Genomic DNA, 23,023 nt, shown 5'->3' with positions numbered 1-23,023 from the left:
GCGGGCCGCCTGTTGCGGTCCGCCTTTTTCATATCAGGACACCAGTTCCCTTGCATACTCAAACAGCGCCTTCAGCTGGCCGAGCTTCACCTGATCCCCTTCGTACTGATTAAATAGCATTTCCAGCTCCTGGACGTAGCGCTGTACCCGTTCCGGGTTCAGCATCTCGCGGCGATGCTGTAACCAGCGTTTCTGTTCCGCGTCGTCCAGCGTGCCGGGGAAGTTGCGTGCGCGGAAGCGGAACAGCAGCTTCTCAATACGCCCGTCATTAAAGGCTAAATCCAGTGCCGGCAGGTTTTCCGGGGCGGTCTGCCGAATGATATTCATCGCATTCCGGTCGGCGTCGCTGAAGAAACCGTTATAGAGCTGGGCATCTACGTCGTCCGACGGCGTAAAGGGTTCCGCTTCGGCAAACAGGGCCACCACTTTTTCGCGAATTTCCGGATGCTGGCGCAGCAGGGCAAGGTTGTCCAGGCAGCGCTGGCGGTCAATGCCGATGCGTTCGGCATCTTCCGGACGCAGCGTATTCGCCGGGGCCACCACCGGGCACTTATTGATATGCACCAGCTTTAACGGCACCGCAGAGGCACCATCCAGCTCGCTGCGCGGGGTATACAGCCGTTCGCGCAGCGCGTCGGCATCCAGCTCAAGCAGGGGGGCCATATCGCCGCCGAGATCGCAGGTAATCAGGGCATTGCGGTTATCCGGGTGCCAGGCCAGTGGCGCTATCCAGCTGGTGTTGCCGCGTGCGGCACCAAACATGCCCGAAATGTGCACCAGTGGCTTCATCTGGGGAATATCCACCAGTGCGCTGATCTTCTGTTTGTTGCGGTGGCTGAACAGGAAGTCATACAGGCGTGGCTGCTTCTCTTTAACCAGCTTCGCCATGGCAATAGTGGCGTAGACGTCCGACATGGCATCATGGGCGTTTTCGTGGGCGACGCCATTGGCTTTGGTCAGATGTTCCAGGCGGAAGCTGGGTAAACCGTCGTCATTTTCCGGCCATTCAATGCCGTCCGGGCGCAGAGCATAGCAGGCCCGCATCACGTCCAGCAGATCCCAGCGGCTGTTGCCGTACTGCCAGCTCCAGGCATAGGGATCGTAAAAATTGCGGTAGAGCAGATTACGGGTGACTTCATCGTCAAAACGCACGTTGTTATAGCCGACCACGCAGGTATTGGGCTCGCTGAACAACTGATGAATACGGCGGGTAAACTCCACTTCACTGACGCCGCGTTCGCGGGCAATCTGCGGAGTAATGCCGGTGATCATCACGGCTTCGGGCTGCGGCAGGTAATCATCCGCAGGCTGGCAGTAGAACACCTCCGGCTCACCGATAATATTAAAATCCATATCGGTACGGATACCGGCGAACTGCGCAGGGCGGTCCAGCGACGGGCTTTTACCGAAGGTTTCGTAATCATGGAAAAGGAAGGTCGGTTGGTTCGCTGTGTCTTTCACTGTTTCGCTGTCCACTTCTGTTTGTTAACTGTTGAAAACGCAGTGCCTGATTCCCTGTGTGAACCTTCCCGCATTGACATAGGCTGTCAGTGTAAACCATATCTGAAGATGCACGAAATGGGTCAGCGGCTGACCGCTCTGGCTCCCTGGCATTGCCTCGCGGCAGGACGGAAACATCCCGCAGGCAGGAGAGGGAGAGCCAGAAAAAAAATTTCCGCTAATCCCCTGATTTATTCATATTTTCTTGCAATTTAGTCACGCAAAGACATGGCGGATGCCGTACAACAGGCGCAGTTTTTTATTCTGGATATGTTGAGGATTGATCGTTGAAAAAGCATCAGCTTGTAAGTTTCTGTCTGGCCATGGCGCTGAGTCGTGTCGCCGTTGCTGAAGTCCAGCCCGCGCTGGCATTCCCGCTCACGTCCCCGGCGATTGATGCCGCCTCCTGGGTGCTGATGGATGCGACCACAGGCCAGATCCTGACCTCAGGCAACCCGGATGAACGCCGCAACCCGGCCAGCCTGACGAAGCTGATGACCGGCTATGTTGTGGATCGCGCCATTGATAAAAAGCGCATCACCCGTGACGATATTGTTACCGTTGGTAAGGACGCCTGGGCCGGGGGCAATCCGGTGTTTAAAGGCTCTTCGCTGATGTTCCTTAAGCCGGGTGATAAAGTGTCCGTTCGCGACCTCAGCCGGGGGGTAATTATTGATTCAGGCAATGATGCCTGTGTTGCCCTGGCCGATTATGTTGCTGGCAGCCAGGCGAGTTTTGTCACGCTGATGAACCAGTACGTTGAAAAGCTGGGTTTGAGTAATACCCACTTTGAAACCGTACACGGGCTGGATGCGCCCGGACAGTTTACGACGGCTCGTGACCTCGCCATTCTCTCCCGGGCCATTATCAGCGGGGAACCGGATTTTTATCAGATGTACAGTGAAAAGTCGCTCACCTGGAACGGTATCACCCAGCAGAACCGCAACGGGCTGCTGTGGGACAAAACGCTGCACGTCGACGGCCTGAAAACCGGGCATACCGAAAGTGCCGGCTTTAATATCATCGCCTCCAGCGTCGACGGCCAGCGCCGCCTGATTGCGGTGATCATGGGCGGGAAAAGCTCAAAAGGGCGGGAAGAGCAGGCGCGTAAGCTGCTGACCTGGGGCCAGAATAACTTTGATACGGTACAGCTGTTCCACGCTGGCAAAGAGATTGGTCATGAAACCGTGTGGTACGGCAACCCGCACCGTATTTCTCTGGGCAGTGAAAAAGACGTTTTCCTGGCGCTGCCACGTGAAGAGGTGCAAAAGGTGAAAGCGAAATATGTCATTGACCGTAAGGATCTGGAAGCGCCAATCAAACTGCATGAGCAGGTGGGCACCATCCAACTGGTAGAAGGTGACAAAACGCTGGCCAGCTATCCGCTGGTGGCGCTGCAGCCGGTTGAGGAGGCTGGGATCGTGACCCGCATCAGCGACTGGATCAAGCTGAAGCTATGATCCTCGTTGTGATAAAAGTGTGAATGTCATCCGTCAGAAGAAAACGGTTGATTAATGCTATGTTTCCGCAGGGTAAGTTAAGTGTTTTCTGCTGCTTACCCTGATTAAATGAGAGGAAAAACAGCCGTAAAACGACGATTCTCCGTCTGCTCCCGTCCCCCGCTTCAGGTATGATGTCCCGCTCATTCTTCTTCTTTCGGAGCCACCTTTGCGACCGGACAAGCCGCTGACGGCCTTTGAATTCAGCCTGTATCGTAATTATCGCATCGTGCACGGCGTGCGTATCGCGCTGGCTTTCATTCTGACGTTCCTGCTGGTCAGGGTGATGGCGATCCCGGAAGGCAGCTGGCCGCTGATCACCCTGGTGGTGGTGATGGGGCCGATCTCCTCGTGGGGCAATGTTTTCCCCCGCGCGGTGCAGCGTATTGGCGGCACGATCTTTGGTTCTATCTCCGGACTGATTGCGCTCAAACTGGAGCTGATCTCCCTGCCGGTGATGCTGATATGGTGTGCAGCGGTAATGTTTATCAGTGGTTTTCTGACGCTGGGTAAGCACCCGTATATGGCGCTGCTGATTGGTATCACGCTGGCGGTGATCTGCGGCGGGGTGCCGGGCGATATGACCACCGCACTGTGGCGCGGGGGCGATGTGATCCTCGGGTCGCTGCTGGCGCTGCTGTTTACCAGCATCTATTCACAGAAGGCCTATACCCACTGGCGCATTCAGCTCTCCGACCTGCTGCTGGAAACCGCCCGCGTCTATCATGCCGGATTTTCGCCTAACCTGGTGGAGAAACCGCGCCTGACGCGTCCGCTGCAGCGTCTGCTGAGTAATGTGATCAAAATGCGGGCGCTGATTGAACCCTCCAGTAAAGAGACGCGCACGCCGCGCTCGGTGTTTGAGGGGATCCAGACCCTGAACCGTAACCTGGTCTGTACGCTCGAGCTTCAGCTGAATGCCTGGTGGGCATCGCGTCAGAGTCATCTGATTATGCTCAATGCCCCGGCGCTGCGCAGAACCCAGCAGATGACGGAAAATACCCTGCGCGCGCTGTCACGTGTGATCGTTGAAGGTGATACGGGTAAAATGGCGGCTAACAGCGAGGAACTGGCAGAGATCACCCGTGAATTGCGCCAGCTGATCGCGGAATCGGACAGCGATGAACTGGTTGAAACGCCCATCCACGGCTATGTCTGGCTGAGCCTGGAAATGGCCAGTCAGTTAGAAAGACTGACCGAGTTGATCCGCCTGACGTTGCGAAAATAGAATGTTCCAGCAACAACTTACTGCGAGCTGACTCGCTTCAGGGTAAGATAGGGGGAATCCGGTTCAGTAAGTTTAAAATTGCCATCGGCAGCGGCCCGCCGTTAAGCTGATAGCCACGATAATGATGCCTGTATGCGCAGGCCCAAATGAAAGGTGTCTTCATGGAAAATGCAAAACAATCATTTCAGGACGTACTGGAGTTCGTGCGTATGTTCCGTCGTAAAAACAAGCTTCAACGTGAAATTACCGACAATGAAAAGAAAATCCGTGATAACCAGAAGCGTGTGCTGCTGCTGGACAACCTCGGCGAATACATCAAGCCAGGCATGAGCGTAGAAGCTATCCAGGAAATCATCGCCAGCATGCGCAGCGATTATGAAGATCGCGTTGATGACTACATCATCAAAAATGCTGACCTGTCGAAAGAGCGTCGTGACCTGTCCAAGAAACTGAAATCTCTGGGCGAGCCGAAAGCGTAACAACGCACGGTCAGAGCAGAGCAGTACGATAAAGCCGGGCTTCAGCAGCCCGGCTTTTTTTATGGCACGTCATTGTCCAGCTGCTGCGCCAGTCGTCGCAGCTCAGTCGCAATCGGATGCGCGAGGCGTTTTGCCGCGCGCGGTGCGGCCGTGCTGGCGCGCACCACCAGATCGGTGGCAAAGGGCGGCAGCAGCGCCTGTCTGCCGGGTTGTTCAAGCTGCCCGGTCAGCCACTGAACGCTTCTTTCACCCAGATGGCGCATATCCTGGCGCACAGTGGTCAGGGGCGGCTGATACCAGGCACTGTCGGCCGTATCATCGTATCCCACCACGGATACCTCCGCAGGGACGGCCACGCCCATCTGATGCAGCGCCTGCATCGCCCCTAATGCCATCTGATCATTTGCCACCAGCAGGCCAGTCGGTAACGCCTGCCCTGCCAGCTGCATCACGGCCAGATAGCCCGACTGCGCACTCCAGTCACCTTCTAACTGCCGGAAGGGCGTCAGATGATGCTCCTCCAGCACCTGACGCCAGACTGCGGTGCGCGCGCGTGCCGCCACGGAGTCTGCCGGACCGTTGAGCAGTGCAATACGCTGGTGCCCGAGCTGCAACAGATGCTCCGCGCCCTGGCGCGCACCGGTATGGGCGCTGAAGCTACAGCTGGCCACATTGGCATCGTCAGCGACATCCAGAAACAGACAGGGCAGGGAGGCCGCCATTCGTTCTATCTGCTGCGCCGCCAGGGCATCCAGCGGCACATTGATTAACAGCGCATCCACGCGTTGAGAGAGCAAATCGCTGACCGCCTGCTGTGCGCCACCCTCGTCGGCCATGGCAATCACCAGATGATAGCCCAGCTGGCTGGTTCGCTGCTGGATGGCTGACGCGATCTGCGCCGGGGCCAGCAGCGCCAGATCGCTGGTGGCGAGACCGAGCGTACGGGTGTTTTTCCCGGCCAGCTGCTGCGCCACCCGGTTGGGCACGTAATTCAGCGCCTGCATGGCCGCTTCCACCCGTTTGCGGGTCTGTTCTGCAACCTGGTCTGAATGGTTCAGTACCCGGGAAACGGTCTGATAAGACACACCGGCGGCGCTGGCGACATCTTCCAGCGTCACAGAGCGGGATCTCATGGTTAACTCCTGTTTTTAATCGCGCAGTTTAGCAATAAAAGTGATCCGCATTCGGTGCTGCGTAGCGGCACCGGTTCTGTCCATCCGGTTGAACTCTGGTTTAATTTTGATTTAACCCCGGGAATATACTGTTCGCTAATCTCACAGGATCTTACCGCAGTCTATAAGGATATAATATGGCAGAACAATCGTTATCCCGGGAGCAGGTCATCTGTACGCTGCCCCTGACCCGCTGGGATGAGTTACTCCCAGACACCCACGCACTGGAGTCGCTGGAGCAGGGTAAAGTCCTGTTTCTACCCCGCCTGACGTTCTCCCTGCTGCCGGAGGAACAGGCGTTACTTACCCCCGCACTGACCGATCCTAAGCGTAAAAACATTAGCTTTAATGCCGGAAAAGGGCAGCTGCGCGGTCTTGCCCGTCCGGAAAATGCGCCTCAGGTCAGCCAGCTGCTGGCACGTTATTATCAGCACTGCCTGCAACTGGTGGATGCGCTTCTGCCCGAATACCGGCATGCGCTGCACTCGCCGGTCAATACGCTGCGCCTGCACCCGGTCACGGCGTGGCGGGAAAAGAGCTCATGGCGCAAAGATGACAGCCGCCTGCATGTTGATGCGTTTCCTTCCCGACCCATTCAGGGGGAGCGCATCCTGCGCATTTTTACCAATATCAATCCCGCAGGTGAGAGCCGCGAGTGGCGCGTCGGTGAGCCGTTCCCGGTGCTGGCGCAGCGCTTTATGCCGCATATGAAAGGCTATTCTCCCCTGAACAGCTGGCTGCAACACCGTCTGGGCATGACCAAATCCTACCGTACGCGCTATGACCATATGATGCTGCGGCTGCATGATGCGATGAAAGCTGACCAGGGCTATCAGGAGCAGGGGCCTCAGGTCGCTCTGACCTTACCTGCTGGCAGCAGTTGGGTCTGTTTTGCTGACCAGACGCCCCATGCCGCCATGCGCGGTCAGTTTATGCTGGAGCAGACGTTTTTACTGCCGCTTACCGGCATGAAACATCCTGAACAGGCCCCCGTCGCGGTGCTGGAAAAACTGTTGCACCGGCGGCTGCTGTAAAGGGACCGGGCGGCCCCGGGCCGCCGCCTTTTTTTGCCGTATTTTGAAACATAAAAAGACTTTGCATATTGACCGGTCTTTTACCATCATCTGGTTAGCGTAGGCTCATTTCTCCTGTGAAAAACTGGATCAATCTTGCAAAACCTCAGCGTTTCTCTGCAGCAGGCGATAAAGCGTACTGCATGGTATCCGAAAAGACGTTCTTCGCGGGTACTGTTCTGGCGTGAAATAACCCCTCTGGCCGTGCCTATCTTTTTTGAGAATCTTTGCGTCCTGCTGATGGGGGTACTCAGTACCTTCCTGGTAAGCTGGCTGGGCAAAGAAGCGATGGCCGGGGTCGGTCTGGCCGACAGTTTCAACATGGTGGTTATCTCCTTTTTTGCCGCTATCGACCTCGGTACCACGGTAGTCGTGGCGTTCAGCCTCGGTAAACTTAACCGGGAAAGAGCGGTCGCCGCAGCCCGACAGTCGCTGATTATTATGACGGTGTTTGCCGTCCTGCTGGCGCTGACGATTGAGTTTGCAGGCCCGCAGATCATCGATCTGATTGCCGGTGAAGCCGAGCCGCAGGTGAAAGCGCTGGCGCTCTCCTATTTGCAAACCACGGCCTGGAGCTACCCGGCTGCCGCCATTGCGCTGATCGGCTGCGGGGCTCTGCGCGGGGCGGGAAATACTAAAATTCCGATGCTGATCAACGGCGGGATGAATATCCTCAACATCATCATCAGCAGCATTCTTATCTACGGTTGTTTCTCATGGCACGGGCTGGGATTTGTCGGCGCGGGGTTAGGGCTGACCATCTCGCGCTATATCGGTGCGGCGGCAGTGATTTACGTGCTGGTGATTGGTTTTGTCCCGGCGCTGAAAATCTCGCTGAAAAGCTATTTCACCCGTCTGAATATGAGCATCCTGCGGGAAGTCCTCGGGATTGGTATTCCGGCCAGTATCGAATCCGTGCTGTTTAACGGCGGCAAGCTGTTAACCCAGATTTTTGTCGCCGGGATGGGCACGGATGTCATTGCCGGTAACTTCATTGCTTTCTCCATCGTGTCGCTGATTAACCTGCCGGGCAATGCGCTCGGCTCGGCCTCCACGATTATTGTCGGCACGCGCCTCGGACGCGGGCAGCTAGGCCAGCCGGAGCGCCAGCTGCGCTATATCTTCTGGATGTCGACCTTCTTTCTCTGCGCGCTGGCGCTGCTGACCGTGCCGTTTGCCGGACTGCTGGCGCAGTTCTACACCCGCGATGAAGAGGTCATCCATGTGGTGAAACTGCTGGTGTGGCTTAATGCCGCCTTTATGCCGCTGTGGGCGGCATCGTGGGTGCTTCCCGCCGGGTTGAAGGGCGCGCGGGATGCGCGCTATACCATGTGGGTATCCCTGCTGAGTATGTGGGGCGGACGGATTGTGGCTGGCTATCTGCTGGGTGTCGTGCTGGGCTTTGGCGTGGCGGGCATCTGGATGGGGATGTTCCTCGACTGGATGATCCGGGGCGCGTGTTTCTACCGCCGGATGAACAGCGGACGCTGGCTGTGGAAATACCGGCCACTCCCTGAAAAGCAATAGCGCACAGATTGCACCCTTTTCCCCCCGGAAACCGGCAGCCCGGGGTTGCTATCAAGATATATCATAGATATATTTTACCCTTAAATGAGAATGATTCCTGATTTCAACAAACACTAAGGGTAAACATGTCCACTGATTCTGTAAAAGCAAGCCGTGCGCCGCAGCGCGTGCGAAATGAGCTGCGTTTCCGCCAGCTGACTGTCACCGGTAAAACCCGGGTGGCCGAAAGCTTCTGGCGCATCGACTTTGGCGGTGAGGATCTGTCGGGCTTCACCTCGCCCGGTTTTGATGACCACATCAAAGTGTTCTTCCCGGACGCCAGCGGCACGCTGAACCTGCCCGAGGTCACGGAGGAAGGCGTGGTGTGGAAGGAGGGACAGCGTCCAATTTCCCGTGACTATACGCCGCTGTTTTTTGACGGGGTGGCGAACACCCTGACGCTGGATTTCTTTATTCATGACGGCGGCGTGGCCAGCGACTGGGCGGCACAGGCACAGCCTGGCGACAGGCTGGCCATTGGCGGGCCGCGCGGTTCGCTGGTGGTGCCGGATGATTATGCGTTCCAGCTGTATGTCTGTGATGAAAGCGGGCTGCCCGCCTTTAAACGCCGCCAGGAAACCCTCAGCGGTCAGCAGCATAAGCTGTTCGCGTGGGTGGATGAAGCCGTCGGTCAGGCTTACCTGGAAAAGCTGAACGGCGTTGATGTCACCTGGATGGGCAGCGGCAATATGCAGTCAGAAAATCTGGCTGCACTGATTGATACCTTCAATACGCTGCCGCTGCCGGCCGGGGATTACTTTATCTGGCTGACGGGTGAGGGTGAGTTTGTCAAAAAACTCAGTGATTACTTTATTGAACAGCGCGGCTGCGATGCGACCTATGTGCGTGCCGTCGCCTACTGGCACGACAAGTAAGATGCGGTCGGGATCCTCCGCCTGCCAGGCAGACAGCACAGCCCGCGTGGGCCGCAGGAAGCGTCGGGAAAAAATAGTGGATGCCAGCGATATCCGGCTGCTGCTGCTGCATTTTCTTCGTCAGCGGCCCGCGCACGGCTACGAGCTGATCAAAGCCATTGAGGAGCTGTCGAAGGGGGAATATACCCCCAGCCCGGGGATTATTTATCCTAACCTGACGCTGCTGGAGGAGATGGAGTGCATTGCCGTCGTCGATCCGCTGGCGGCACGTAAAGCCTACCGTCTGGAAGCGGCGGGACAGGCGCAGCTGGCGCAGCATCAGCCTGCCGTCACGGCGATCGTCCAGCGCCTTTCCACGCTGGCCGTACTGGTCAATAACCGCAGCCTGCCGGATGTGGAGCGCGCTATCCACAATATGAAGACGGCGCTCAACGTGCGCCTGTCGCAGGACGGGCTGTCACAGCAGACGCTGTTTGCCATTATTGATGCGCTGGATGAGGCCGCAAAGAAGATTGAACGTAGCTGAAGCAGATCGGGGCGGTCGGGGATGAACGCCCCGGTCTTCAGTGAACTACTCTTCTAAACGATAGCGTTGCAGCCAGTGCGCATAGGTCACAGGCAGAACCCCGGAAGGCTGCTCAACGTTAAGTTTTTTTGCCATGTAGTACGGATAGTGGGGGTTGGCGAGATGGGCGCGGCCAATCATCACCAGGTCCATCTGCTGTTCCGCAATGACCCGCTCGGCCACCTCTGGCACCTCAATGCCCCACGACGACGCCACGGGCAGATCCGCTTCACGACGCACGCGCGCTGCCACCGGAGCCAGGAAGGCAGACCCCCACGGGATCTCAGTTTCCGCAATCGAGAAACCGACGCTGACGTTAAGCATATCCAGGCCACCCTGCTTCATCAGCCGGGTCAGTTCAATGGATTCTGCCAGCGTCTGCTCGTCACGTCCGTCATATTCAATCACGCCAAAACGTGCCGTCAGCGGCAGGTTTTCCGGCCATACTTCACGGACGGCAGCCAGGGTTTCCAGCAGGAAGCGGCTACGTCCGGCGAAGTCACCGCCGTACTCGTCGGTGCGCTGGTTAGCGTGAACGGAGAAGAAGCTCTGAGCCAGATAACCGTGGGCGAAGTGCAGCTCCAGCCACTCAAACCCGGCATCACGCGCGCGGCGCGCAGCAGCGACAAAATCCCTTTTCACCCGGGCAATATCCTCCAGGGTCATCGCCTTTGGCACCTGCGGCAGATGATGGCCGAACGCCACGGCGGAAGGGGCGAGAGTCTGCCAGCTGCGCGGATCTCCGGCGGCGATATGATCGTCGCCTTCCCACGGACGATTGGCACTGGCTTTACGCCCGGCGTGCCCAATCTGGATACCCGGTACGGCACCTGCGGCTTTAATCGATGCGGCAATCCGGGCCATGCCCTCTGCTTGCTGGTCATTCCACAGTCCGGTACATCCCGGGGTGATACGCCCTTCCGGTGATACTGCGGTCGCTTCCACGATCACCAGAGCGGCACCGCCGCGTGCCATGGCCGGATAGTGAACCTGGTGCCAGTCAGTGGTCAGGCCCTCTTCGGCGCTGTACTGGCACATAGGGGGGACGGCAATGCGGTTACGTAACGTGACATCTTTCAGGGTAAACGGCGTAAACAGTGCGGACATAATCAACCTGTAATATTAATGGGTTAGAGAGACAGTCAATAACATTACGCCACGAAGCACGCGGGCTGATAAGCGTCGCGTGCTAATCACGCCGACAGCGTAGCGAACAGCAGCGCCCGCAGCCAGCGGTGTCCCGCATCGCGGTGGCTGCGCTCATGCCAGGCTAGGGTTTTACTGAATCCGCTAAGGGTGACGGGCGGGACCATCTGCACCAGATCGGGAGCGCTGGCTGCCAGACGCTGCGGCACAACGGCGATCAGGTCACTGCTGCGCAGGATCTCCGGCAATACCAGAAAGCTGCTGACCGCCAGCGTCACCCGGCGCTGCCGGCCGACAGCCGCCAGCGCCTCATCGGTGACGCCACGAAACTGCGTTCCGCTGTGTGAGACCAGCGCATGATCGAGCGCGCAAAAACGATCTAAGGGCAGGGTGCCTGCTGCCGCATCCGGGTGCCCGGAGCGCAGCAGGCAGACGTACTGCTCGTCAAACAGGTGGCGGGCATGCAGCTCCGGCGGCGTGGTGTCCGGAGTGACCAGTGCCAGGTCGGTTTCACCCCGGGCCATCTGCTCTGCCAGCCGCCCGTCGATCACCGGCTGCACGCTGACGCGCACGCCGGGTGCCTGCTGGCGCAGCGCGGCAATAAAGGGGACGACAACGGCACTGAGCGCATAGTCGGTAGCGGCAATGTGCAGTGACATCTGTGCGCTGGCAGGCTGGAAAACCGTCGGCTGCAGCAGCAGGCTGACTTCGCCGAGGATCTGTTTCACCGGCGTAGCCAGTTCCAGCGCACGCAGGGTAGGGGTGATGCCGTGACGGGTACGGGTAAACAGCGGGTCATCAAAACACTCGCGCAGCCGGGTCAGCATCCCGCTGACCGCCGGCTGCGTCAGGGCCAGCCGCTGCGCGGCGCGGGTCACGCTACGTTCATTCAGCAGCGCGTCCAGAGTTTTCAGCAGGTTAAGATCCAGCGTGCGGATATCGGTCATGATGGCAGGCTCACAGATTAAGATATTTGTTTTGATGATATCTTAAATACAAGATGGCGATTGGTTTTATGTCTCAGGCGGGCGCAGCATAGCCTCAACTTCACAACGAAAAGGCATCTTCCTGATGAACAGCATTATCTGGCCACAAGGCTATATTCCCGGTTTTAGCGATAACTTTGCCTCCAATGAAATGATCATCACCGGGGTCAGCGTTGAGGCGCTGTGGGACAAGCTGACCGATACGGCGGCATGGCCGGGTTACTACAGCAATGCCAGTGATATACGTTTCTACGATGGCACTGGCCCACGTCTGACGGATGGCGCACGCTTTCGCTTCACCACCTTTGGTTTCCAGGTTGAGGCCGAAGTAAACGAATTTGAGCCGCCGCTGGCGGGGCGGGCAGGACGCATCGCCTGGCATGGCTGGTGCGGAGACGACAGCGAAAGCCGCCTGGATGTGCATCATGCCTGGCTGATTGAAGCACTGCCGGGCGCCCGCGTCCGCTTGCTGACGCAGGAAACACAGAACGGTAAACCTGCCCGCGATCTGGCGTCTGTACGCCCCAATCCGATGACCAATGGTCATCAGGCGTGGCTGGACGGCATGATTGCAGCAGCCCGCGCGGTCTGAAACGGACCGGACGCGGCTGCGGAAAACCGCAGTCTGATCCTTGCCGGGGGGCCGCCACGCGGTTTATTCACCAAAACATGAGAGCCAGATCCCAATCTGTTATGGGAGTCATTGCCAGTTAACGCCGGAAATGATGATAATCGCGGCGCAACGGTTTGACAGGTTGCGCCCTTTTTTATTGCGGCATGTCACTGGTAAAGCAGGCAAGACCAAAATGAAAATGCACGTCCTCTTTGATGAGGCGCATTTTTATTTTGGTCTTTTTTTTTGGTTTTTTTTGAGGGAATACCGTGGATTACAAACAACTCGGCCATGAGATCCTGGCGCTCACCGGCGGTAAAAATAATATCAGCAGGCTGACGCACTGCGCCACGCGCCTGCGCCTGGAGTTCAGTGACCCCCGTCTCGTACAGAAGGAGAAGATCGAAAAACTCCCCGGCGTGATCGGTGTGGTGGAGAGTGGCGGTCAGTTCCAGATTGTCATCGGCAACCAGGTGCAGCAAACCTATCGAACGCTGCTGGATGCCCTCGGCACGGCAGCCCCGGCGGGCAAACCGGCAGCGGCAAAGGGCGGTATTTTTAGCCAGATCATCAGCGTGATATCCACCACCTTCACGCCCGTTATTCCGGCCATCACCGGGGCCGGGATGATAAAGGCGCTGCTGGCCATTCTCAAACTCAGCGGTGCGATCGAAGCCAGCAGCACTACCTATCAGCTGCTGGACACCATTGCCGATGCGGCCTTTTTCTTCCTGCCGGTGCTGCTGGCATACGGGGCGGCGATCAAGTTCGCCTGTAACCCCATCCTCGCCATGACCATTGCCGGCGCGCTGCTGCACCCGAATCTGGCCCAGATGCTGGCAAAAGGCGGGGAGATCACCTTTATCGGCATTGACGTTCGCCTGGCTGATTATGCCGGCTCGGTTCTGCCGATCATCTTTACCGTGTGGATCATGTCGTGGGTGGAACGCTTCGCAGAGCGTGTATCCCCCCCGATGATCACCTTCTTTACCAAGCCGATGATTGTGCTGCTGGTTACGGCACCGCTGGCGCTGGTGGCGATCGGGCCCTTCGGTATTCTTCTCAATGACCTTGTTGCCAGCGGCGCAGCGGCGATCAACGTCAAGGCCAGCTGGCTGATCCCGATGCTGATGGGCGGCCTGCAACCCTTCCTGGTGATCACCGGCACGGCCTGGGCGATGACCCCGATTGCCACCATGCAGTTAACCCGTCAGGGATTTGAAACCATTAACGGCCCGGGCATGCTGGCGTCCAATATCGCTCAGGGCGCTGCCACTCTCTGCGTTGCACTGAAAACGAAAAATAAAGATCTGAAGCAGCTGGCCTCTTCCGCCGGTTTTACCGCGCTGCTGGGCATTACCGAGCCCTCCCTGTACGGCGTGACGCTGAAGCTTAAACGCCCGCTGATTGCCGCGATGATTGGTGGCGGCTGCGCCGGGATTTACGCGGGACTGAGTGGCGTGGTGCGCTATGCCTTTGTCTCGCCGGGACTGGCCGCGCTGCCGGCGTTTATTGGCGAAAACCCGATGAATATCGTTCATGCGCTGGTGACCTGCCTGATTGCGATTGTGGTCACCTTTGCCCTGACCTGGGTGCTGGGTTTTGACGATCCGGTTAACCCTGATGAAGTGGTACACCCGGATGCGGCAGCCACACCGGCTGTTCCGGTGGCCGTGGCTCAGGTAAGCGAAACGCTACTCAGTCCGTTAAGCGGGCGCGTGTTGCCGCTGTCGGCGGTGCCGGATGACGTCTTTTCGAAGGGGCTGCTGGGGCAGGGTATCGCCATCGTTCCGGATCGCGGTGAGCTGCGCTCGCCGGTTAACGGCGTGGTGGTCACCTTCCTGCCGTCGAAACATGCCGTCGGGATCCTGTCAGACAGCGGTGCAGAAGTGCTGATCCATATCGGCATCGACACCGTTAACCTCAATGGCACCCATTTCACCTCCTCACTGCAGGTGGGCGATCGGGTACGCAGCGGCGAGGTACTGGTCACCTTTGACGCTGAGGCCGTGATCGCCGCCGGATATGCGCTGATCACCCCGGTGTTGATCGTCAACAGCGATGACTACTCGTCCGTGCAGGTGCTGGCCGGAGAGACGGCAGCGATGGGGACACCTTTATTAGCCCTGACCACCACAAAACAGGCGGATACCTTATGATTTATCAGCAGTCAGCGCCTTTCCCTGACGGGTTTTTATGGGGGGCATCGACCTCTGCGTATCAGGTCGAGGGCGCGTGGAATGAGGACGGAAAAAGCCCGTCGATCATTGATATGTGCCAGCACCCGCAGGAAACGGCCGACTTTACCGTCGCCAGCGATCATTATCATCACTGCCTGGAGGATGTGCAGCTGTTTGCGGAGCTGGGCCTGAAGGCCTACCGTTTCTCCATTGCCTGGACGCGGATCCTTCCCGACGGCGTTGGCGAGGTCAATCCCGCCGGTCTGGCCTTCTACGATCGTCTGATTGATGAGCTGAACCGCCACGGTATTGAGCCGGTAGCGACCCTCTATCACTTCGACCTGCCCTGGTGCCTGGAGCAGCAGGGCGGCTGGGAAGATCGCGCGACCATCGATGCCTTTGTGGCCTATGCGCGCACGCTGTTCAGCCACTTTGGTGGTAAGGTCAGACACTGGCTGACCATCAACGAACAGAACACGATGATCCTGCATCCTGGCGCTATCGGTCTGCCGCCGGGGGGCGAGCTGCCCTCAGCGGCCTCGCTGTGGCAGCAGAACCATCATATGATGCTGGCCCAGGCACGGGTGATGGCGCTGTGCCATCAGATGCTGCCCGGCAGCAAAATTGGTCCGGCTATCAATACTACCTCAATGTATCAGGCAACCTGCCGCCCTGAGGATGCGATTGCCGCTCACAACTGGGAAACCCTGCGCTGCTGGAGCTTTCTCGATGTGGCGGCACACGGGCGCTATAACTCGCTGGCCTGGCGTTATCTGCAGGATCGCGGCATCGCGCCACAGATGGCCGCAGGCGATGCCGAGATCCTGCTGGCCGGGAAACCGGATTTTCTGGCGATCAATTACTACTCGACGGCGACCATTGCCGCCAGCCGGGGCGATGCATCGGACATCAGTGCCCGGGCGGGTGATCAGCAAATCATGCTCGGTGAGCCCGGTGTCTATCGCGCAGCCGATAATCCATGGGTGGAGAAAACGCCTTATGGCTGGGTTGTTGACCCGGTGGGGCTGCGTCTGACGCTGCGAAAAACCTGGGAGCGCTATCATTTGCCGATTCTGATCACAGAAAACGGCATGGGCGCGCCGGATGTGCTGGAGGAGGGGGATATCATTGCCGATGATTACCGCATTGATTTCCTGCGTCGGCATATTGAGCAGATGCAGCTGGCAATAGACGATGGCGTGTCGCTGATGGGTTACTGCCCGTGGTCTGCCATTGACGTGGTCAGTACCCATCAGGGGTATGGCAAACGTTACGGGTTTATTTATGTCGATCGTGACGAGCAGGATCTGAAAGCATTACGGCGCATCCGCAAGGCCAGTTTCAGCTGGTATCAGCGGGTGATCGCCAGCAATGGTACGGTCCGTTAAGCACGGGCGCACAGCAAGCCGCACAGGGGCCGGGTGGCAGTACGATGAACAATATGACCGTAGAAAAGGTGCTTAACAACAGCCTGGTGTTATCCCGCAGCGCGCAGCATGGCGAAGTGATTGTCATGGGCAAGGGCATCGGCTTTAACAGCAAGGTGGGGGATACGCTGGACGCAGCGCAGATTGAAAAAATCTTCGTGGTGCAGGGTAGCCAGACCCGCCGCGATTATCTGCGGGTGATAGAAAACGCCCCGGAATCGCTGTTGCCGCTGGTGCAGAACCTCATTGACCGCGCCAGCGTGGCGCTGAACGCCACGCTGAGTGAGCAGCTGTTTTTTACGCTGGTGGATCACATCAGCTTTGCTATCGAACGTTTTGCCAGAGGAATCGCCATCCAGAACCGGCTGCTTTTCGAGGTGAAGCGCTTCTACCCGCGTGAATTCGCGGTGGCGCAGGCGGCGGTGCAGGAGATTAACCGGCAGCTGAAGATCGCGCTGCCGGAAGAAGAAGCCGGCAATATCGCCTTTCACCTGGTTAACGGACAGACCGATGTGCAAAACATGGAAACCACGCTGCAGTCGGTGAAGATGCTGAAGGATATTTTTACCCTGATAAAGTATCACTTTCGTACGGAAATTGATCAGGACTCACTGAACTATCAGCGTTTTGTCACCCATCTGCAGTTTTTTATTCAGCGGTTGATGGAGGGGCGGCAAATGGTCGCCACAGACGACTTTATTTTTACCCAGGTCAAAAGTCAGTATCCCGACCACTTCCGCGCCAGTCAGCTGATTGCCGGGTATGTCCATAACCAGCTGCAGGTGACGCTGACCCATGATGAACTGCTCTATCTGATGATCCATCTGGTGCGGATCGTCGGGCCGGATGACGATGAGCCGGACGCCGGATAAGGCCGGATAGCCTATTTTCTTTTATGGGCGACGGCCATCATGGTGCGGTTGAGCTGTTGCTCGGCGTGGGCATAGTCACTCTGGGCGACGACAACGAACAGGGCATCCAGAATGTTAAGCTGCGCCACGCGTGCGGCGGCATTTTCGCCGGTGAGGGGCGATCCCTGCGCGGTGGAGCAGAGCACGGTATCGGCCAGATTGGCGAGGGGAGAGCCGGAGTAGTTAGTGATGGCAATCACCGGCACGTGGTTCGCCTGGGCCGCCCTGACCGCCTCAAGGATATCTTTGGTCTGACCCGAGTGCGAGATCGCCAGCACCACATCATTTTTTCCCAGCAGTGAGGCCGACATCAGCATCATATGGGGATCGTCCCAGGCGGTGGCGCGCGCGCCAATGCGCAAAAACTTATGTACCGCATCGCGGGCAATCTGCGCTGACCCGCCAAAGCCGTAAAAATCCCGCTGCTGCGCTTTAGCCAGCAGCTCTGCGGCGCGTTCAAACGCTTTCATATCGAGGATCGCCAGCGTCTCCTCCAGCGCCTGGGCGGAGGTGCGGAACACTTTGGTGACAATTTCGGCCGCCGTATCTGTTGGCGAGAGTTCCTGATGCATCTCATTGATGGGCAGCCGGTTATATTCTGCTGCCTTACTGCGCAGCTCGCGGAAACCGCTAAAGCCCAGCTTTTTCGCCGTCTTGACCACCATCGCTTCCGACATCTCACACCGGGCGGCCACCTCTTTCAGGGCCACGCGTTCGTCGAAGTCGTTCGCCAGTACCGCGTTAACCAGCCGGGTCTCCAGGGGGGTCAGCACCGAGACCATCATCCGTAACCGGGGGCCAATCGAACTTGTATCATCGGCAATATTGACCATGAGATGACTTATTCCCTGACTAAGTGATTGTTAATTCATAAAGATATCATGCCATACCAGGAGGGGCTATTGATTTCCCGCACGGCTCCGTTGCCAGCCGTGCGGGAAAAATCAGCGCCTCAGACCGTCCGGGTACGCGTGGCGGTTTTCGCTTTTGACCGCTCTGACATCCACTCTCTCAGCACCAGCCCGCCCGAGGCCAGCAGCAGGATCGCCCCCCACAGGGCCAGGGTGATAAACTGGCTGAGGTCGAGCAGTATCGAGGCCGTAGACATCAGCTGCAGGATCAGCAGCGACAGGATCACGCCGCTCACCCGGCCAAACCCACCCAGCGGATCGACCCCGCCAAGCACGGCGGCAAGGATAGCGACCAGCAGATAGCTCTCCCCGTAGGCGGCATTGGCCGAGTCGAAGCGGGCCATCATGATAATCCCCGCCACTCCGGCCAGCAGAGCCGAAATCAGGTAGACCCACACCAGGCTGCGGCGCGTATTCACGCCGGAGTATTCTGCCGCGCGCTCGTTCGAGCCGATCATGGCGATGGCGCTGCCCAGCGGCGTTTTATTGACAAAAACGCTCAGGGGGAACACCACCGCTGCAAAGATGATCAGCGCCACCGGGATACCGAGCAGTGTTCCGTTGCCGATAAACACGATGGGTGCCGGGAAACCGGAGATCACATTACCGTGGCTGAAGCCAATGGCCAGGCCTTTGGCGGCAGTCATGGTGCCGAGCGTGGCCAGCATCGGCGGTACCCGTAGATAAGCCACCAGCACACCGTTAAGCAGGCCGACCAGCGCGGCCACCAGCAGACCGGCCACCAGCGCCCCCACCTGCAACATTCCCCAGCTGACGCCGTGGCTGTCCGGCATCAGCGGCATCAGCGCCGTCAGCGTCCAGGCCACGGTCAGGGCACACAGGTTAGCGGTGGCGATAATTGACAGATCGATGCCGCCGGACAGCATCGGGATCATCATTGCCAGCGCAAGGAAACCCAGTTCAGGCAGCTGAAAACCCATCGACTGCAGTCCGGCCACGCCAAACAGTTTGCTGCCTTCCAGCAGACCAAGGCCGGTGATCATCAGCGCCAGCATCACCAGCAGACGTGCATTGGTGGTACCAACGCGCCGCTGGATGCGGTCGGAGAGACGGTTAACGTTATGCTTCATGGCACCACTCCTGCTTCAGCCTGCTTATGACGTTGACGGGTTTCTCTGGCCATCATGATCATGGCAGCAATAATTACCAGCCCTGTGCTGAACAGAGACCAGTACGACGAGACCCCGAGAAGGATCAGCCCGTTCTGTAAGATGGCGATAAGCGCCAGGCCGAGCACAGTGCCGAGCACAGTGCCGGAACCGCCGGTCAGGCTGGCCCCGCCGATCACCACCGCCGCCACCACATCCAGCTCGCGCCCGACCAGGGCCGTGGGGGAGACCGACTGCACCAGCTGCGCCTGTACCAGCGAAGCGATCCCGGCCAGCGCACCCATGTAGCCGTATACCAGCATATTCAGGCGATAGACGTTGAAGCCCACGCGCTGGGCCGCATCGGGGTTGCCGCCCATGGCGTAAATCTGGCGGCCGACATTGCTGCGGTTAAGTAGCAGCCAGGTCAGCAGAAACACCAGGAACAGCGCCATAATCTGGAAGTTAATGGTATAGGGGATGCCCTGGGCGTCGGTATAAAAGACAAATTCAAAGCCGGCGGTAAACCAGTCCGGCAGGGCGAAGATATCCGCGCCACCGGTCACGGTGAGCAGAATGCCAAAGAAGACGTTCAGCGTGGCAATAGTGATAATCAGCGCTGAGGTTCTCAGTGCGTTCACCAGCAGGCCGTTAATCAAGCCCAGCACCACGCCGAGGCCGACCGCAATAGCAAACACCCCGACCCAGCCGATGCCAAAATGGTTAGCCACCGTCAGCGCAACAAACTGAGTAATCGATGCCACGGCGGCAAAGGAGAGATCGATGCCGCCAGTGATGATCACTACCAGCAGACCGGCGGCGAGAATACCGGTAAAGGCCGTGGCACCCAGCACATCCACCAGGTTTTGCAGAGAGGCAAACTCCGGCGTAGAGAAAGCCAGCAACAGCACCATCAGGGTGATGACAATCAGCAGCCGGCACTCATGCGTCGGGATAAAACGCTGGAAAAAATCACGCATTGACCGCCTCCTTCAGCTCGTCTTCAGAGCAGCGCCCTGGGATATATTCGCCGTTTAAGCGACCGGCACGCATGACCAGCACGCGGTCACTGTGGTAGTAAATTTCCGGAATTTCGTCGGAGATCATGATGATGGCCATACCGCTGGCGGCCAGGCTCCTGATGATGGCGTAAATGCCGTCTTTGGCATGAATGTCGACCCCCACGGTCGGACTGTCGAGGATCAGCAGGCAGGGATTGGTGGCCAGCCATTTGGCCAGCACCACGCGCTGCTGGTTTCCCCCGGACAGCGTTTTCACTTTATTGTCGGGGTTACCGGCTTTAATGGTCAGCGACTCGATGCCGTGACGCACAGTGCTCTCATACCAGTCATCGCGGATCAGGCCGCCTTTACCGACCAGTTGCTCCATCACGGACAGGGTGATATTGGCGCTGATCGACTGTTCCAGCACCAGACCCAGCGCCAGACGATCTTCGGATAAATAGGCCACCCCGCGCCGGATGGCATCGCGGTTTGACCGCAGTCGGGTGACCTCGCCGTTCAGCACAATCTCGCCCTGTTCAGGGCGGGTGAGGCCAAACAGCGACAGCGCCAGCTCCGTGCGTCCTGACCCAAGCAGCCCGGTCAGGCCTAAGATCTCCCCACGCCGCACATCGAAGTGAATATCCTGATATTCGCCGGAGCGCGACAGCCCGCGCACCTCCAGCACCGTTGCCGTTTCAGGGCGATCTTTGGCCGCGCACTGATAGCTGAACTCTTTGCCGGTCATCAGGGTCGCCAGCTTGCGGTCCGACATGTCACGGGCATCGTAAGTGCCGAGCATCTTTCCGTCACGCATTACGGTGACCCGGTCGGCAATTTCCAGCACCTCATCCAGACGATGGCTGACAAAAACAATGGTGATCCCGCTGGCCTTCAGCTGCAGGGTCAGTTTCAGCAGCGCGTCCACCTCATAGCGGGTTAAGGAGGAGGTGGGTTCATCCATGATCACCAGGCGCGCGTCGGCGGCCATGGCACGGCAGATCGCGACCAGTTGACGCTGGGCGATCGAGATATCCGCCACCTTATCGTTCAGCGGCAGCGATACGCCGATGCGCTGCATGGCATCGCTGGCCAGCTGCTGTACTTTTTTCCAGTTCACCCGGCGCAGCCCACCCACGTGCAGGCCGATGGCAATATTTTCCGCCACGGTCAGATTGGGAAACAGCGACAGATCCTGATAAATCACCTGCACGCCGAGGCGGGTGCTTTCGACCGGCGTCAGATGGGCGATCGGCTCCCCGGCGATCGTAATTTTGCCACCAGGTTCAGGCTGGTGGACGCCGGACATGATTTTGATCAGCGTGGATTTACCGCAGCCGTTCTGGCCGCACAGGCAGTGAACCTCGCCGGTTCTGAGCTGGAGCTCCACGTCAGACAGCGCATGGACGCCACCAAATATTTTCGAAATTCCATTTAGCTGTAAGAAAACGGACATCACGCGGCCCCTTGCAATAAGTGAGGGTACAGGGAGGCCGTCCCGGCGGGTCGCCGGGACGGTATCAGGCAAATGGAGTGGTTCAGAGGCCCAGTTTGATGAGCCCGGCGATGTTAGATTTGTTGATGGTCAGGATACGATCGACCATGACCACGTTGTTTTCGCTGTCGACGGTCGCTTTCCCCAGGCCGGGGATGGTCATACCGTTTTCAAATTTGGCATTATCCAGTGCCAGACGGGCAACGGAGGTCATGGCCAGGCCAGCTTCTTTCGGGTTCCACAGGAAGCCTTCACGGATTACGCCAGACATAATGTAAGCCCGGGCTTGCGAAGGGATGGTGGTGCCGACCAGCGCAATCTTTTTCTCCAGATGGCGTTTTTTCAGCACGTTACCCGCGCCGATAGGCCCGTTAGATCCCATCGACATGATGCCGGTCACTTTCGGATAGGCTTTCAGGATATCCTGGGTGACGCGCTCGGATTCATCAATAAAGTCCGCACCGGGGAAGCGGTCGGCCGCCAGTCGCATGTCAGGGTAGTGTGCTTTCTGATAGGCAATCGCCGCATCTGCCCACTGATTGTGTCCGGTGGTGGTCAGCGTGCCGACCAGTATCACGTAGTCACCCTTTTCACCCATCTCACGGGCCAGCGCCTTCATCTGCGCTTCCCCGTAGGCCTGCGCGCTCATCAACTCCACGTCCCAGGTTTTGCCCGGCTGATTGGGGCCTTCCTGGGTGATCACCATGATCCCGGCGTCACGCGCACGTTTCACCACCTGCGCCGTGACTTTGGTGTCCAGCGGCACCAGGCCAATCACGTCCACTTTCTTGGCAATCAAATCTTCAATCAGCTTAACCTGCTGCGCGGGGTCGGCGCGGGTTGGCCCGACCATAGAGGTTTTCAGGTTAAACTGCTTACCGCCTTCTTCCAGCCCCTGATTGAGGATGTTAAACCACGGCACGCCGACGGCTTTCACCACGGTGACCATGGTTTTGGTTTCCGCGGCAGCGGCGATAGTTGACCAGCCGAGACCGGCGCTCATCGAGATAAGCACGGATAAACTCATTGCTTTAACAAAAATGCGGCGATTCATGGTGTTACCTCTTCATTATCATAGTTATCTTCGCGCATCGTTCTCTGGCAATACGCCGCAGAGGAGTAGGGTGACAGGCTGGCCTGTCGCCCCGGATCCCGTCGGGACAGTGAACGTGGCTAAACGGTAAAAAAGGGAGAAGGTAAGAAGAGGAAGTCCCGTCTTCAGCACCCCTGGAAAACTGTCTCGTCTTCTCTCAGTGCCTGGAACAAACCGCATTAAATGTCCCGCTG

19 protein-coding genes and 1 pseudogene are annotated in these 23,023 nt (G+C 58.2%); 11 read left to right on the top strand and 9 right to left on the bottom strand.

Annotated features, from left to right (window positions below):
• Positions 1-33: 33 nt before the first annotated feature.
• On the bottom strand, positions 34-1,461 hold the full coding sequence (gene sbcB, locus EPE01S_RS01465) for an exodeoxyribonuclease I (protein WP_062743094.1): 1,428 nt from the start codon (positions 1,459-1,461) through the stop codon (positions 34-36).
• A 326-nt stretch (positions 1,462-1,787) separates the two neighbouring features.
• Between sbcB and dacD the strand changes: the two genes are divergently transcribed.
• The 3 genes from dacD to EPE01S_RS01450 all read left to right on the top strand — a co-directional run bounded on the left by dacD (position 1,788) and on the right by EPE01S_RS01450 (position 4,706).
• Positions 1,788-2,960, top strand: coding sequence for a serine-type D-Ala-D-Ala carboxypeptidase DacD (dacD, locus tag EPE01S_RS01460; RefSeq protein WP_072277376.1), 1,173 nt, complete (start codon positions 1,788-1,790; stop codon positions 2,958-2,960).
• Positions 2,961-3,168: 208 nt separating this feature from the next.
• Positions 3,169-4,227, top strand: coding sequence for an FUSC family protein (locus EPE01S_RS01455; RefSeq protein ID WP_062742787.1), 1,059 nt, complete (start codon positions 3,169-3,171; stop codon positions 4,225-4,227).
• A gap of 161 nt (positions 4,228-4,388) precedes the next feature.
• Complete coding sequence (locus EPE01S_RS01450; RefSeq protein ID WP_062742786.1) at positions 4,389-4,706, top strand: DUF496 family protein; 318 nt, start codon at positions 4,389-4,391, stop codon at positions 4,704-4,706.
• Between the two features lie 59 nt (positions 4,707-4,765).
• Here the strand turns inward: EPE01S_RS01450 and EPE01S_RS01445 are convergent, their stop codons facing one another.
• Positions 4,766-5,839 (bottom strand): LacI family DNA-binding transcriptional regulator, encoded by a 1,074-nt coding sequence (locus EPE01S_RS01445; RefSeq protein ID WP_062742785.1) that lies wholly within the window; start codon positions 5,837-5,839, stop codon positions 4,766-4,768.
• Positions 5,840-6,015: 176 nt separating this feature from the next.
• On the opposite strand from EPE01S_RS01445, the gene kdoO reads away from it, so the two are divergent.
• From kdoO to EPE01S_RS01425, 4 genes are all read left to right on the top strand, one after another.
• Complete coding sequence (kdoO, locus tag EPE01S_RS01440; RefSeq protein ID WP_062742784.1) at positions 6,016-6,912, top strand: Kdo hydroxylase KdoO; 897 nt, start codon at positions 6,016-6,018, stop codon at positions 6,910-6,912.
• 135 nt (positions 6,913-7,047) lie between these two features.
• On the top strand, positions 7,048-8,478 hold the full coding sequence (locus tag EPE01S_RS01435) for an EmmdR/YeeO family multidrug/toxin efflux MATE transporter (RefSeq protein WP_062742783.1): 1,431 nt from the start codon (positions 7,048-7,050) through the stop codon (positions 8,476-8,478).
• A gap of 125 nt (positions 8,479-8,603) precedes the next feature.
• A complete protein-coding gene (locus EPE01S_RS01430; protein ID WP_062742782.1) occupies positions 8,604-9,392 on the top strand; it encodes a siderophore-interacting protein in 789 nt (262 codons plus the stop codon).
• Position 9,393: 1 nt separating this feature from the next.
• A complete protein-coding gene (locus EPE01S_RS01425; protein ID WP_062742781.1) occupies positions 9,394-9,918 on the top strand; it encodes a PadR family transcriptional regulator in 525 nt (174 codons plus the stop codon).
• Between the two features lie 129 nt (positions 9,919-10,047).
• Here the strand turns inward: EPE01S_RS01425 and EPE01S_RS01420 are convergent.
• A pseudogene (locus EPE01S_RS01420) lies at positions 10,048-11,064 on the bottom strand (NADH:flavin oxidoreductase/NADH oxidase); the annotation flags it as partial.
• A gap of 86 nt (positions 11,065-11,150) precedes the next feature.
• Positions 11,151-12,053 carry a LysR family transcriptional regulator gene (locus EPE01S_RS01415; RefSeq protein WP_062742779.1) on the bottom strand — a complete coding sequence of 301 codons (903 nt, stop codon included), beginning with the start codon at positions 12,051-12,053 and terminating at the stop codon, positions 11,151-11,153.
• A 121-nt stretch (positions 12,054-12,174) separates the two neighbouring features.
• Between EPE01S_RS01415 and EPE01S_RS01410 the strand changes: the two genes are divergently transcribed.
• From EPE01S_RS01410 to licT, 4 genes are all read left to right on the top strand, one after another.
• Positions 12,175-12,681, top strand: a complete 507-nt coding sequence (locus EPE01S_RS01410) for an SRPBCC family protein (RefSeq protein ID WP_062742778.1) — start codon at positions 12,175-12,177, stop codon at positions 12,679-12,681.
• Positions 12,682-12,971: 290 nt separating this feature from the next.
• Positions 12,972-14,861 (top strand): beta-glucoside-specific PTS transporter subunit IIABC, encoded by a 1,890-nt coding sequence (locus EPE01S_RS01405; protein ID WP_062742777.1) that lies wholly within the window; start codon positions 12,972-12,974, stop codon positions 14,859-14,861.
• On the top strand, positions 14,858-16,270 hold the full coding sequence (locus EPE01S_RS01400) for a glycoside hydrolase family 1 protein (RefSeq protein ID WP_062742776.1): 1,413 nt from the start codon (positions 14,858-14,860) through the stop codon (positions 16,268-16,270). Before EPE01S_RS01405 ends, EPE01S_RS01400 begins: the two co-directional genes overlap by 4 nt.
• Before the next feature lie 53 nt (positions 16,271-16,323).
• A complete protein-coding gene (licT, locus tag EPE01S_RS01395) occupies positions 16,324-17,181 on the top strand; it encodes a BglG family transcription antiterminator LicT (protein WP_062743092.1) in 858 nt (285 codons plus the stop codon).
• Positions 17,182-17,192: 11 nt separating this feature from the next.
• Here the strand turns inward: licT and EPE01S_RS01390 are convergent, their stop codons facing one another.
• From EPE01S_RS01390 to EPE01S_RS01370, 5 genes are all read right to left on the bottom strand, one after another.
• Positions 17,193-18,053 (bottom strand): MurR/RpiR family transcriptional regulator, encoded by an 861-nt coding sequence (locus EPE01S_RS01390; protein ID WP_062742775.1) that lies wholly within the window; start codon positions 18,051-18,053, stop codon positions 17,193-17,195.
• A 119-nt stretch (positions 18,054-18,172) separates the two neighbouring features.
• The gene (locus EPE01S_RS01385; protein ID WP_062742774.1) at positions 18,173-19,222 is read right to left on the bottom strand and encodes an ABC transporter permease; all 1,050 of its coding nucleotides are present in this window, start codon (positions 19,220-19,222) and stop codon (positions 18,173-18,175) included.
• Positions 19,219-20,220, bottom strand: a complete 1,002-nt coding sequence (locus EPE01S_RS01380) for an ABC transporter permease (protein WP_062742773.1) — start codon at positions 20,218-20,220, stop codon at positions 19,219-19,221. The genes EPE01S_RS01385 and EPE01S_RS01380 overlap by 4 nt, the downstream gene beginning before the upstream one ends.
• Complete coding sequence (locus EPE01S_RS01375) at positions 20,213-21,697, bottom strand: sugar ABC transporter ATP-binding protein (protein ID WP_062742772.1); 1,485 nt, start codon at positions 21,695-21,697, stop codon at positions 20,213-20,215. Before EPE01S_RS01375 ends, EPE01S_RS01380 begins: the two co-directional genes overlap by 8 nt.
• Before the next feature lie 82 nt (positions 21,698-21,779).
• A complete protein-coding gene (locus EPE01S_RS01370) occupies positions 21,780-22,790 on the bottom strand; it encodes a substrate-binding domain-containing protein (protein ID WP_062742771.1) in 1,011 nt (336 codons plus the stop codon).
• Positions 22,791-23,023: the final 233 nt, after the last annotated feature.

It is taken from the genome of Erwinia persicina NBRC 102418, assembly GCF_001571305.1.
Classification (GTDB): domain Bacteria; phylum Pseudomonadota; class Gammaproteobacteria; order Enterobacterales; family Enterobacteriaceae; genus Erwinia; species Erwinia persicina.
Note: the sequence above shows the minus strand (reverse complement) of the source record. Positions and strands in the feature narration are given on the sequence as shown.